Raw genomic sequence first — 12,538 nt, forward strand, 5'->3', positions numbered from 1 at the left:
TCACAAAAATTTTTAAGCAAAATAAGGAGCTAAAAACACTAAAAAATATGGGGCAAAAATTTGCCAAAAAGCGCGAAATCATAAATAATTTCAAAGCTTGTTATATCTTTTGGACGCTTATTATGAATTAATAAAAAAAGATGAAACAAATTACTCTTATCCAAACTTAGTATCAGCAATACAAAAAGCTAAAAATTAATTCAAGAACTTGAAAGAGATTTTAACAAAGTTATATCTAAAGAAAATCTTAATTTAGAAAAATATAAGTTATATAACAAAAAGAAAAATTGTTTATTCTCTGCTTTAAAAGGTATGAAAAGTATTGTATGTGATAATCAATTGTTATATTATTGATTTAACTTTAACTACTAATTTTAAATTCTTTAAAACTAAAGAATTTAAAATCAAAATCTAATGTTTTGCTCTATATCTAAAAGATAAAGCTATTTTTATATCTTTTTCGTTTATTTTTAATCTCTCTTCAAAATCAGCCAAAGACCTAGCAATCTTTAAAACCTTATTAGCAGCCCTAGCACTTAAATGATAATTATTAATAGCTTTGTTAAAAACATCTCTTGCACCATCTTCTAAAATGCAGTATTTTTTAATATCTTCATCGCTTAATTTACCATTAAACTCATCTTGCTTTCTTATCTCTTTTTGAAATATAAAAGCCTTTAAAATCTCATCAGCTAAATCCTTGCTACTAACACTTGCTTTTGCGTTCATATCAACCTCATCAACTGCCACATATAAATCAATCCTATCATAAATCGGCTCTGAAATCTTACTTTTATACCTTATAATATCACGCTCAAGGCATTTGCAATTTTGCTCTTTTTTAAAGAGATTTCCACAAGGGCAAGGATTTAAGGCTGATATGAATAAGAATTTAGTTTTATAAGATATTTTTGAATTAACCCTTGAGATATTGATTAAATTATCTTCTAAAGGCTCTCTTAGGCTTTCTATAATTTGCTTATTAAAATAAGTAAATTCATCAAAAAACAAAACCCCATTATTTGCCAAAGCAATTTCGCCTATCCTAGCATTTTTAGTCCCACCACCTAAAATTGAGCTAATAGTTGAGCTTCTATGCGGACTTCTAAAGCTTCTAATAGACGAAAAATCAAGCTTCTCGCCATTTAAGCTCCTATAAGCATTATTTTCTAAAATCTCATCAACGCTAAGCGGCGGCATTATATAAACTAGCCTTTTAGCGCACATACTTTTACCACTTCCAGGTGAGCCTTCTAGCATAATATTGTGCATTCCTAAAGCTGCTATTTTACAAGCTAATTTTGCTTGTTCTTGACCCCTAATGTCTATAAAATCTAGTGGGTAATTTGTATTTTTTATATAACTTTTATTATTGATTTTGATTAAAGAATTAAAAATATTTTCATTATAGTTTATTCTGAATTTTTCCTTATCTTCGCTAGTAAAAAACTCAAAAGCTTCAAGTAAATTCCCGACAGCATAACACTGCAAATTATAAATCAAACTAACTTCATTTGCTAAGTCTTTAGGCACTAAAACCTTAGAATTTGGCTTAAATCTAGCTAAAAATAATAAAATAGAAAAAAGCCCCGAAGTGCTTTTAATATCTCCATTTAACCCAAGCTCTCCGAATACATAATAATCATTATCTAAATCTTTTTCATAAAAATATACTAAAAGCGCAATTGCTAAATCAAAATAACTACCATTTTTAGGAATATCTGATGGGCTTAGATTTATTACGATTTTTTTGCAAGGCATTGTAAAATCATCAAGATTAGCAAAAGCTGATTTTATCCTATCTACACTTTCTTTGATACTAGTGCTTGCTAATCCTACTATATTAAAAGCAGGTAAGCCCTTTGACATCATTGCTTCAATATTTATTATATTTAGTTCGTTTGTATAAATTGCTGATTTTATATTTTTCATATTTTTACCTTTTCTTTAGAATACTTTAAGTTTATTAATACAAAACTGCAATTTATTTGATAATGTTCAAAATACAATTAAAATACATTCATTCTCTAATATCTAATTTTAAAGCTTCTTTATAAGCTTTAAGGTCATAATCTTCTACTTTTTTAATAAATTTATTAAATTCTTTTTCCATATTATCAATAGTAATGATATTTGTGCCTTCATTGATGGCTTTATTAATACGAGAATTTATATGTTTTTTATAATGTTGTTTATCATTTTGCCAATTATTAATATTATCACTAAATCTTTCGTTACCAAAGAAATATATTTTTGCAAATATTGTAACTTTATTAATTATTTATATTAAAAACACAAGACAATAGCAATATATAATGTTAAATATATACAAATATACAAATAATTATATTATTTTCTTAAAGTAAGTGTTTTTAATATTCTTTTTGGATTTCTTACATAAACTCTTATTTTTGAAAATTTCCATAAAATTTTTAAGATTTCTAGATAATTTTTTGTGCTTTTTAAATTTAAATCATCTAAAATCTCATACACTCTGTACTTATTTTTTAATTTTTCATATATTGAGTTTTTATTATATATATTATTTTTATTTATACCTATACCACGCCACATCTCATTATATAAATGAAGACATTTTTGACTAATATCTAAATTTGTATTTTTTAATACAAATTTTTCTACTTCATAATACGAAATTTGACAAGCTTCCAAATAACCTAAAGCATATTGTTCTAAATCTTTTTCAATACAAGCTTTATTTAAAAACTCTGGACCTATAATACCCCAAGGTATGACTTTCCTATTACTAATAAGCTTTTCACTCTCTGTGATTAAATATTCTCCGAATTCTGAACCTGCCGGGAATTTCATCATAGAAGTAGTAATTTGTTCATAATATTCATTACCATTTTTTATTTTTTCTTTTATAAATAAATAATCACTATCTATATTAAAATAATTTAAACAAACCATATCTAAATCAACCCATGTGATTCCAGTTTTGTAAATCATCTTAAATCTAAAATAATCACTAAATCCAGCAACTCCAACACCCCTATCATCACTGAACATATCTTCAAATTTAATAATTTCATTAGCATCTTGAAGTTTGAAATTTGAAAAGTTATTTTTGAAATAATTAAAAATCTTATCATCTAAATTATATGTATATAGATTAAATTCAAATCTATTATCTAGCCAGGATTTAATACATAAAATTTCAAGTTGTGAAATACCCCCCCCCACTAGTGTTTTTTTATTATTAGGTTTTGTATACCAAAAACTTGCTACTTTTTGCATATTTAGACCTTCACTTTTTTTATTGTTTTGTAAAATATTTTTATTATACTTTTAATATATGGAAATTTCAGATTATAATATATCATTTTTCTTTCATTATGATAATTCTTTAATTTTTTTAATATATTGTTTTTTAATTTGACTATATTGATGTCTATAGTATTAAAATCATTTATTATATTAATTACATATTTTTCATCATTTAATGCACGTTCTAATTTTAATAAATCATTTGTTATCGTTGAAGAATCTAAATTATTTTGATAATATAGATAAAGATTATTTTTTAATGTTTTTATAGTATTAGCATGGTTTAATAGTATAAAAAAACATAAAGCATCCTCTGCCATAATTATGTTGTTTAAATTAAATTTTAAAATGTTTAAATATAAACTTTTCTTAAAAACCTTATTACATAAATTCCAATAACATTTATTTATATTAATTATATATTGTATAAAATCTTTCGTTTTATATATATTATCAATAAATATATTTTCAAATACTTTGTCCTTATTTGTTATTTTGCAAAAATTAAAACAAAGCATATCAACTATAGTATACCCTCCCCCATCAACCATTGCGCGATAAGCAATCTCACATGCGTTAAGCTCTAATTCATCATCTGGATCTAAAAACATAATTAAATCGCTTGTAGCTACCTTTACCCCTTCGGCTCTAGCGTGCAAAAGCTTTAAATTTTCTTTATTATGAACAATCATCATCCTATCATCACGATTTGCAAATTCTTTTGCAATATCAATGCTTTTATCTTGACCTTTATCATCTACTACTATTATTTCTATATCTTTTAAAGTTTGATTTATGCAGCTTTCAAGTGCTCTTGCAATATATTTTTCAACATTATAAGTTGGTAGGATTATTGATATTAGTGGCATTTATATCCTTTATTTTATTATATAAACTATCAGTTTATATAATATTAAGATTTTTATACTAATTTATTATTTGCTATACTTTAAATATTTGTATAATATACTAAATCATATCCATCTATTAATCTTTAGTATTTAGCTTTAAATAATTTAATAATTTTACAATTATTATTTAAATATGATGTTTTTAGAATCTATTTATAAAATTTAATTTTCTATATTTATATATTTTATTAATAAATACTTTATAACAACATAATCATATATCTTCTAATCTTTTTATAAAGATTTATTTTTTTCTTTTTTATCGATAAATTAAATTTATTGAATATTTTTTTAATCCCTATATTATAATTCTTATTCAATTCTTTTTTATCATGAATAATACTTAAACAAATAGCAAAATAAAAACTATAATAGATTTCTTTTTTTGTAATATTTGGTTGTTGTTTGTAAATATTATTAAAAAAATCTAGTATTTTATTTTTTGTTTCTATGAAAATTTTATATCTATCTTGACTTTTTTGATTTGTCATAGAAGAAGTGTTCTGATAATATTTATAAAGTTTGCTATCTATTTGTTTGTAATCATTACTAAAATTAATAATTAAAAAATTAAAAGCTATGTCTTCTGCTATATTTACTTGAGTTAAGTTATATTTGTATACAAATTCTAAGCATTTTAAATATAAATCCTTTTTAATTATCATATCCCACATTAAAAAATCAAAATATTCTAATTTTTTTACTCTTTTCTTAAAATCCTCATAATCTTTGGGGTGAGTAAGTTTAAAATTATCATCAAAACCTATGAGACTATATTTAAACCTTAAAACATTACAATTGTTATCAAAATTATTATAAGCAATCTCACAAGCATTAAGCTCTAATTCATCATCTGGGTCTAAAAACATAATCAATTCACTTGTAGCTACCTTTACCCCTTCAGCTCTAGCGTGTAAAAGCTTTAAATTTTCTTTATTATGAATAATTTTTATCCTACTATCTTTATTTGCATATTCATATGCAATATCAATGCTTTTATCTTGGCCTTTATCATCTACTACTATTATTTCTATATCTTTTAAAGTTTGATTTATGCAGCTTTCAAGTGCTCTTGTAATATATTTTTCAACATTATAAGTTGGTAGGATTATTGATATTAGTGGCATTTTAACCTTTCATATGATAACTTAACAAGCTTTTGTTGCTTAATACTAATTAATTTTAGCTTTAAATATTTTAAAATATTCTTTTTTTTATAAATTCTTCTTGAATATGAATAATATTCAGCTAATAATTTATTTTTACAATATTCTGAATAGTTTTTATTAAAATCGTTCATTTTTGAAATATTATCTATAAGTTCTATTACCTTAAAATATGAATACTCTACTGCTTTATATTTTTCACTATCATAACTTTTAGTGATAGATTCTATATCTTCATAATATTTATAAACACTATTACTATTTAGCAATATCCTATTACAAATATTTGCCAAAACATAGCTTATTAAGGCATCTTCTGCCATTACCAATCTATCTTGTTTTCCTATAATTTCAATCACTTTTAGAAAAACATCTTTTCTAATCACCCTAGCCCATATACTCCATATGCTTTTTTCTTGCATATACTCAATGTTACCTAGAAGCTTATTATCACGCTTGATAAAATAAGAACTTTGGTTATTTATAATAGAAAACGCACTAAAGCAAACCATATCAATATTAGATTTCATACTTTCTAAAGCAATATCACATGCGTTAAGTTCTAATTCATCATCAGGGTCTAAAAACATAATTAATTCTGAATTAGCATTTCTTACACCTATATTTCTAGCTTCATAAGTGCCTTTATTTGTTATATTATGAATAATTTTTATCCTACTATCTTTATTTGCATATTCATATGCAATATCAATGCTTTTATCTTGGCCTTTATCATCTACTACTATTATTTCTATATCTTTTAAAGTTTGATTTATGCAGCTTTCAAGTGCTCTTGCAATATATTTTTCAACATTATAAGTTGGTAGGATTATTGATATTAGTGGCATAAAAATCCTTATGTAAATATAAATTAACGCATTATTGCTAAACTTTTTTAATATTTATTAGCAAAAAGGAAGAAAGATGATAAAAACTTGCATATTTCCAGCAGCAGGTTATGGAACTAGATTTTTACCTGCAACAAAAACTTTACCTAAAGAAATGCTACCTATTTTAGATAAGCCATTAATCCACTATGCTATGGAAGAAGCTATTGAAGCAGGGCTTACAAATATAGGTATTATTACAGGCAGAACAAAAAGAGCTTTAGAAGATTATTTTGATATATCTTATGAGATTGAAGACGCAATAAAAGGCAGTGAAAAAGAAAAATTACTTGATGATGTTCGTAGGCAAATGGAAGTATGTAATTTCACATTTACTAGACAAAGAAAAATGAATGGATTAGGCGATGCTATAAATTGTGCTAAAAATATGGTTAGTAATGAACCTTTTGGGGTAATTTTAGCAGATGACTTGTGTGTAAATGATGCTTGTGGCGTAATGAGCCAAATGGTAAAAGCATATGAAAAATATCGTTGCAGTATTGTTGCACTTATGGAAGTTCCAAATAAAGATACTAAAAAATATGGGATTATTGAAGGCGTAAAATTAGAAGATAATATTTACAAAATCACAGATATGGTTGAAAAACCAGACCCAAAAGACGCAAAAACAAATCTAGCAATTATTGGAAGATATATTCTAACCCCTGATATTTTTGATATTTTAGATAATACCAAACCTGGTCGTGGTGGAGAAATTCAAATTACTGATGCTCTTAATACTCAAGCAAAAGAAGGTAGATGTATAGGATTAGTATTTAGTGGTCTTAGATTTGATTGTGGTAGTGTAGAAGGTTTTTTTGAGGCGACTAAATACTTTTATGAAAGAGATTACAAATGATTACCTATCAAGAGTATTTTGAAAAAACTTCGCAAGAAAACATAAGCCTTTATCTAAAAAGAATGAATGAAGAAAGGCAAAGTGGCGAAGTTGGGTTTTATGATTTGCCTTTAGAATTTGATTTAGGAATTTCAAAACTTCAAAAAGTAAAAGAAAAATTTGCTAACAAAAGTCATTTTATAGTTATTGGAATGGGTGGAAGTAGTGTTGGCACTAGGGCGATTACGAGTTTTTTGGGGATAAAAAATATTGATTATTTAGACAATGTTTCAAGCACTCTTTTTAATGAAATATTAGAAAAAATTGACCTTGAAAAAACGCTTTTCATATTAGTATCAAAATCTGGAAATACAATTGAATGTATAAGTTATTTTAGGATTTTGCTTGATGTTTTAGGTTTAAATGTGGATGATTTAAAGCATCACTTAATAGGAATTTGTATGCAAAATACCAAATTTTATGAGTTTTTAAAGACAAATGAAATAACGCATTTTGATATAGAAGAAAATGTTAGCGGTAGATTTTCAGTGCTTAGTAATGTTGGACTTGTGCCGTTATTTTTAGCAGGGGCTAATGTTGATGAGCTTATCAAAGGCGCTAAAGATTGTATGAACGAGCAAAAAACAAAAGAACATATACTTAATCTAGCCTACACGCTAAGCACAAAAATGATAAATAAAAATTATGTTTTATTCACTTATTGTGAAGAATTACGCCATTTTAACGAATGGTTCGTTCAGCTTGTAGCCGAAAGTCTTGGGAAATTTAAAGAATATAAACGCGTAGGACTTACACCAATTAGTCTAATAGGACCAAAAGACCAGCATTCGTTTTTACAACTCATAATTGAAGGGCCAAAAGATAAATTCGTAGAATTTATCCGTATAAAACCAAATCCAAATAGCCCCAAAATAAAGCACATAAAAGGACTTGAAAATCTTGAAAATCAAAGCGTAGGACATAGTTTAGATGAGCTACTTTATGCTCAAAGCAAATCGTGTCTTGATGCGATAAAAGCTGAAGGAATAGAAACAAGTCTAATTGAGCTTGATGGCAAAAGTGCTTATAATATCGGATATTTAATATATTATTATGAGTTATTAGTTGGTGCTTGTGGGCTTATGATAGGCATTAGCACTTACGATCAACCTGGTGTTGAAAGTGCAAAAAAACTTCTAAAAATATTATTAACTACAAAATAATCATAAAATAAAATTAGGAATTTCAAATTCCTAATTTTTAACTATCTTATAAAGTCTTAATGTATTTAGCTAAAGCTTTAAAATCTTCATCATTTAGATTTTTTACTTGTAATTGCATAGTTTTTTGAGATTTACCACCAAAAGTTCCCGCCTTATATCCACTTAAAGCTTCATAAATTTCGCTCTCACTTAAAGTATTTATTACAACTTCAGCCCCAGGAGCTAATTTTTCTGCATTTTTTCCATGACAGGCAATACATTTTTTAAATAAAGTCGCCGCATCAGTTTTTAAAACATTTTCAACACTACTACTAACCTTATCAATGCCATCAGTAATTGCTTTAGCTGCACTATCTGTGCTTTCTTTTATCGTATTTGCAACTTCATTGGTGCTTTCTTTTAAATTGTTAGCAACGCTTTTTGTAGTATCACTAATGCTATCTACTGCAGAATTTATCATAGGTTCAACTTGATTTGCAGCAGTATTTATATGTTCATCAACCTTTGTTGCCACATTATCTACAATTGTATCTATTTTCTTAGCCACTTCTTCAGTGCTTGATTTTACATTTTGACTAAGCTCTTGAGCTGGTTTTTGCTCTTCTTTTTTATCATCACAGCCTGTTTGAATTATTAAAGCACTAATTGCTGCTAAACTTAAAAATATTTTTTTCATATTTTCTCCTTAAATAAATTAAAAGGCAAAATACTAGCATTTTTTAATAATTGTAATATTAAAATAAAAAATTAATTTATTATATATTATTTTATATAATAAGCTTTTAAATTCAGTTTTATTAAAGATTTTTTAATATATAATTTTTTATATTTTAAAGGAGTAAGTATGAAAAAAGCATTATTATTTTTAAGTTTAAGTTCTTTTGCATTAGCAAATACTTTAAATATCGCAGCAGCTGCAAACATAAGCTATCCACTAAACGAATTAAAGCAAAAATTTGAAAAACTACACCCAGATATAAAACTTAATGTCAATACAGGTGCTAGTGGTAGCTTTAACGCACAAATTAAAAATGGAGCAAATTATGATGTATTCTTATCTGCAAATATGGAATTTGCTAAAGATTTAGAAGAATTAACTAAAAATCAAGCAATCACTTATGCAAAAGGAAAGCTAATATTATTTTCAGCTAAAAAAAAGCCTAATTTAGATGATTTAAAAACCGCATCTTGTATAGCTATAGCAAACCCAAACACAGCTCCTTATGGAAAAGCAGCTAAAGAAGTATTAAATCAAATTCCAAATAGTTCAAACATAATAACGGCTACAAATATTTCAGCAACCTTACTACAAGCTACAAAAGCTTGTGATTATGCCTTTGTAGCAGCGTCTAGCGTAGAACAAATTAAAGAATTAGGTTTTAGTGATGAAAACATATTAAAAATTGATGATAAATTATACGAACCAATTTTACAAGGTATGATAATTACAAGTAAAGAAAAAAATGCTAAAGTGTTTTATGATTTTATATTAAGCCCTGATGCAAAGGAAATTTTTAATAAATATGGCTATGAATGAGCTGGATTTAAAACACGATTTTAAAGACTTTAAAATAAATGCTAGATTAAGCTTTGATGATGGAGAAATTATCGCATTGTTTGGTGATAGTGGAAGTGGTAAAAGCACTATTTTAAAATTAATAGCTGGGCTTATTAATAAGCCTTTGCTAAAAGATATTGCTTTTTTATTTCAAGATTGCACATTATTTGATAATTTTAATGTATATGAAAATCTAGTTTTTACAAATACTAAAACTCTTTTAGATGATTTAAAATATATTCTTGGTAAAAAATTAGATAAAAATACAAGTAATTTTTACGATGAATTATTAAAACTAGCTAATTTAGAAAAGCACAAAACTAAAAAAATCAGCACTCTAAGTGGAGGACAAAAACAAAGACTAGCATTAATTTGTGCCTTAAGCAAAAATGCAAAATATATATTATTAGACGAGCCTTTAAGTGCACTTGATGATAGTAACAAAATAGCACTTATAAAACTAATCAAAAAAATAAATCAAGACTACAAAAGAACAATTATTTTTGTATCTCATTCGTGTTTTGAAATAAATGCCCTTGCTGATAAAATATATTTTGTAAAAAATGGTAGTTTTGAAAAATGTCTTAATAAAGAAGAATTTTTTATAGAAAAAATCCAAAATAATGAGTTTTTATGCAAGAATTAACACCAATTTTCTTATCACTTAAGTTATCTTTCGTAACTACTATAATATTATTTTTTATTTGCTTATATCCTGCATTTTATCTAAGCCAAAAAGAGTTTTTTGGTAAAAAAATACTATTAAGCATAATTTCATTGCCACTTGTGCTACCCCCTACCGTTTTAGGCTTTTATTTATTGGTGCTATTAAGTCCTAATAATTATTTAGGGCAATTTTTAGCTAAATTTGATATTAAACTTGTTTTTAATTTTAAGGCTTTATTGATTGCTTCAATAATTTATTCTATGCCTTTTATGTTTAATCCTATTTATAGTGCGTTTAATGCTTTGCCCAAAAATCTTTTTGATAGAGCTAAATTACTTGAAAAATCTCAAGCTAATATAATATTTCGCCTTTGTTTGCCGCTAATAATCCCTAGTATAATAAGTGCTAGTGTTATGAGTTTTGCTCATACTATGGGAGAATTTGGTGTAGTAATGATGATAGGCGGTAGCGTAGCAGGAGAGACAAAAGTCGCTTCTATTGCCGTATTTGAAGCATTAGAAACACTAGATTTAAATAAAGCAAATGAGCTTAGTATAATATTATTGGCTATTTCTTTTATTATTTTATTTGCCTTACAATTTATAAAACAAAATAAATATAAATCCTAATTTAAATTCTTTAAACTAAAGAATAAATAATGATAAAAATTGAGAGTATAGAGAATATAATAGGTTAAAAGCTGTAGGGTAAAACTTAAAGGAGAGCCTATTTTCAAAATAAAAATAAATAATATAGGAAAATATTATGCAAAACAACAATGAGCCTATTTTTGTGATGAATAGAAAAAAATCTTTTTTCGTATCTCTTTATTATATATTTGTTTTTATATGGGATTTAGCAACTTTACTGATTGGAATATGTTTTATAGATTTAGATAATTTTTTAGCAAATATTATTGGTTTTATTATAGTTGCTATTATATCTTATCATTTTTTTTGCGCAATTGATATTAAAACGGTTATTTGTTATGAAGATTTTTTCATAATTAAGAGAAAGTTTTGCACTCAAAAGGTTTACTATAGAAAATTTAAAGATTATTGGTTTTTTACTTCTATTACTAATAATAATATAGTAGTTAGGTTTAAGAAATTTAAATTTCCGATACATATAAGTAGAAATATGTTTACAAAAGATGAAATTAAAAATTTTATTGAAATTTTAGAAAAAAACAATATCAAGCGTTATAGTTGGTTTGATTAATTAAGTATTGTAAATACTACTGAAAGAATTTTATGAAACTAGTATTTCTTGCTATGATAGTTGTAGGATTTGCATTCTTATGTGAAGCTTACCCGTATAAAAAATTTAAGGCTAAACTTTTCTTTAAATGTGTATTTTGCTTTCGTTATTTTAAAGTAATTTCAAAAGAATATAAACCAAAAGATAAAAACCACATATATTATAATTTTATAGAAAATTTTCTTTATTATTTTAAATTTGTAATATTAGTTCTTTCATATGCGCTTTTTTATTCTGGAATACTATTGTTATGCCTTACTCTAACCCTTTAGATTAAAAATTTATAAGCTATGTTATTAATCTAAAAAATTAATTTACTAATAACCATTAATCCAACAAGTAAAGCTAAGCTGCTATTATAAATCTTATTAATTATATTAACACCGCACCAACAATTCAATCAATCACTAAATCCACTAATTTATAAGCTATTTTTTATTACACTAAAAAATACTACCACAATCATTTCCTAAATCATCTTATAAAGCATCTTGAAATAACTCTTATCAAACTACATTAAAAATACTTAAGATAAATTCCTATATTAAATAAAATAAAAAATTTATCTATCAATTTGTATTAAACCCACTACCCAACATCATTAAATCTATATTATCCACAGCTTATTTATTTCATTAAAAAAGCTTTTAAAAACATTATTTATCCTGTAAAGGTATAAATTTAGTTTGCATAGTTTGATTATTTAAATACTTTAAACCTATATAAAACTTAATTCT

The 12,538-nt window shown here is 25.3% G+C and carries 12 protein-coding genes; 6 read left to right on the plus strand and 6 right to left on the minus strand.

Translation table 11 applies throughout. The features are described 5' to 3' along the window. Nucleotides 1-411 precede the first annotated feature (411 nt). The 5 genes from AVBRAN12640_RS07405 to AVBRAN12640_RS07425 all read right to left on the minus strand — a co-directional run bounded on the left by AVBRAN12640_RS07405 (nt 412) and on the right by AVBRAN12640_RS07425 (nt 6,216). Nucleotides 412-1,932: a YifB family Mg chelatase-like AAA ATPase gene (locus AVBRAN12640_RS07405; RefSeq protein ID WP_336608952.1), complete on the minus strand. Its 1,521-nt coding sequence runs from the start codon at nt 1,930-1,932 to the stop codon at nt 412-414. A 417-nt stretch (nt 1,933-2,349) separates the two neighbouring features. Then, nucleotides 2,350-3,261, minus strand: a complete 912-nt coding sequence (locus tag AVBRAN12640_RS07410; RefSeq protein ID WP_336612980.1) for a hypothetical protein — start codon at nt 3,259-3,261, stop codon at nt 2,350-2,352. Between the two features lie 2 nt (nt 3,262-3,263). Further along, on the minus strand, nt 3,264-4,160 hold the full coding sequence (locus AVBRAN12640_RS07415; protein ID WP_336612981.1) for a glycosyltransferase family 2 protein: 897 nt from the start codon (nt 4,158-4,160) through the stop codon (nt 3,264-3,266). A gap of 242 nt (nt 4,161-4,402) precedes the next feature. Further along, nucleotides 4,403-5,329, minus strand: a complete 927-nt coding sequence (locus tag AVBRAN12640_RS07420) for a glycosyltransferase family 2 protein (protein ID WP_336612982.1) — start codon at nt 5,327-5,329, stop codon at nt 4,403-4,405. Continuing rightward, on the minus strand, nt 5,320-6,216 hold the full coding sequence (locus AVBRAN12640_RS07425) for a glycosyltransferase family 2 protein (protein WP_336612983.1): 897 nt from the start codon (nt 6,214-6,216) through the stop codon (nt 5,320-5,322). The genes AVBRAN12640_RS07420 and AVBRAN12640_RS07425 overlap by 10 nt, the downstream gene beginning before the upstream one ends. 76 nt (nt 6,217-6,292) lie before the next feature. On the opposite strand from AVBRAN12640_RS07425, the gene galU reads away from it, so the two are divergent. Beyond that, entirely contained in the window at nt 6,293-7,114 is an 822-nt protein-coding gene (gene galU, locus AVBRAN12640_RS07430) for a UTP--glucose-1-phosphate uridylyltransferase GalU (RefSeq protein WP_214118246.1), read from the plus strand. Next, on the plus strand, nt 7,111-8,316 hold the full coding sequence (locus tag AVBRAN12640_RS07435; protein WP_214118248.1) for a glucose-6-phosphate isomerase: 1,206 nt from the start codon (nt 7,111-7,113) through the stop codon (nt 8,314-8,316). Before galU ends, AVBRAN12640_RS07435 begins: the two co-directional genes overlap by 4 nt. Nucleotides 8,317-8,362: 46 nt before the next feature. On the opposite strand, the gene AVBRAN12640_RS07440 is transcribed toward AVBRAN12640_RS07435, so the two are convergent. Beyond that, nucleotides 8,363-8,992, minus strand: coding sequence for a c-type cytochrome (locus AVBRAN12640_RS07440; RefSeq protein WP_336609142.1), 630 nt, complete (start codon nt 8,990-8,992; stop codon nt 8,363-8,365). Between the two features lie 168 nt (nt 8,993-9,160). Here AVBRAN12640_RS07440 and modA point away from each other — a divergent pair, with 168 nt between their 5' ends. From modA to AVBRAN12640_RS07460, 4 genes are all read left to right on the plus strand, one after another. Then, on the plus strand, nt 9,161-9,853 hold the full coding sequence (gene modA / locus AVBRAN12640_RS07445) for a molybdate ABC transporter substrate-binding protein (RefSeq protein WP_214118250.1): 693 nt from the start codon (nt 9,161-9,163) through the stop codon (nt 9,851-9,853). Next, nucleotides 9,840-10,520, plus strand: a complete 681-nt coding sequence (locus tag AVBRAN12640_RS07450; protein ID WP_336609143.1) for an ATP-binding cassette domain-containing protein — start codon at nt 9,840-9,842, stop codon at nt 10,518-10,520. The genes modA and AVBRAN12640_RS07450 overlap by 14 nt, the downstream gene beginning before the upstream one ends. Beyond that, on the plus strand, nt 10,508-11,170 hold the full coding sequence (modB, locus tag AVBRAN12640_RS07455; RefSeq protein WP_214118254.1) for a molybdate ABC transporter permease subunit: 663 nt from the start codon (nt 10,508-10,510) through the stop codon (nt 11,168-11,170). Before AVBRAN12640_RS07450 ends, modB begins: the two co-directional genes overlap by 13 nt. 136 nt (nt 11,171-11,306) lie before the next feature. Beyond that, on the plus strand, nt 11,307-11,762 hold the full coding sequence (locus AVBRAN12640_RS07460) for a hypothetical protein (RefSeq protein ID WP_336609144.1): 456 nt from the start codon (nt 11,307-11,309) through the stop codon (nt 11,760-11,762). The last annotated feature ends 776 nt before the right edge of the window (nt 11,763-12,538 follow it).

It is taken from the genome of Campylobacter sp. RM12640, assembly GCF_020137595.1.
Taxonomy (GTDB): Bacteria; Campylobacterota; Campylobacteria; order Campylobacterales; family Campylobacteraceae; genus Campylobacter_E.

Excerpts from the sequence above, each read along its gene's own strand:
- galU (WP_214118246.1), top strand. The coding sequence starts at position 6,293 with ATGATAAAAACTTGCATATTTCCAGCAGCAGGTTATGGAACTAGATTT.
- modB (WP_214118254.1), top strand. The coding sequence starts at position 10,508 with ATGCAAGAATTAACACCAATTTTCTTATCACTTAAGTTATCTTTCGTA.
- AVBRAN12640_RS07460 (WP_336609144.1), top strand. The coding sequence starts at position 11,307 with ATGCAAAACAACAATGAGCCTATTTTTGTGATGAATAGAAAAAAATCT.
- AVBRAN12640_RS07410 (WP_336612980.1), bottom strand. The coding sequence starts at position 3,261 with ATGCAAAAAGTAGCAAGTTTTTGGTATACAAAACCTAATAATAAAAAA.
- AVBRAN12640_RS07405 (WP_336608952.1), bottom strand. The coding sequence starts at position 1,932 with ATGAAAAATATAAAATCAGCAATTTATACAAACGAACTAAATATAATA.
- AVBRAN12640_RS07435 (WP_214118248.1), top strand. The coding sequence starts at position 7,111 with ATGATTACCTATCAAGAGTATTTTGAAAAAACTTCGCAAGAAAACATA.
- modA (WP_214118250.1), top strand. The coding sequence starts at position 9,161 with ATGAAAAAAGCATTATTATTTTTAAGTTTAAGTTCTTTTGCATTAGCA.
- AVBRAN12640_RS07440 (WP_336609142.1), bottom strand. The coding sequence starts at position 8,992 with ATGAAAAAAATATTTTTAAGTTTAGCAGCAATTAGTGCTTTAATAATT.
- AVBRAN12640_RS07415 (WP_336612981.1), bottom strand. The coding sequence starts at position 4,160 with ATGCCACTAATATCAATAATCCTACCAACTTATAATGTTGAAAAATAT.
- AVBRAN12640_RS07420 (WP_336612982.1), bottom strand. The coding sequence starts at position 5,329 with ATGCCACTAATATCAATAATCCTACCAACTTATAATGTTGAAAAATAT.
- AVBRAN12640_RS07450 (WP_336609143.1), top strand. The coding sequence starts at position 9,840 with ATGGCTATGAATGAGCTGGATTTAAAACACGATTTTAAAGACTTTAAA.
- AVBRAN12640_RS07425 (WP_336612983.1), bottom strand. The coding sequence starts at position 6,216 with ATGCCACTAATATCAATAATCCTACCAACTTATAATGTTGAAAAATAT.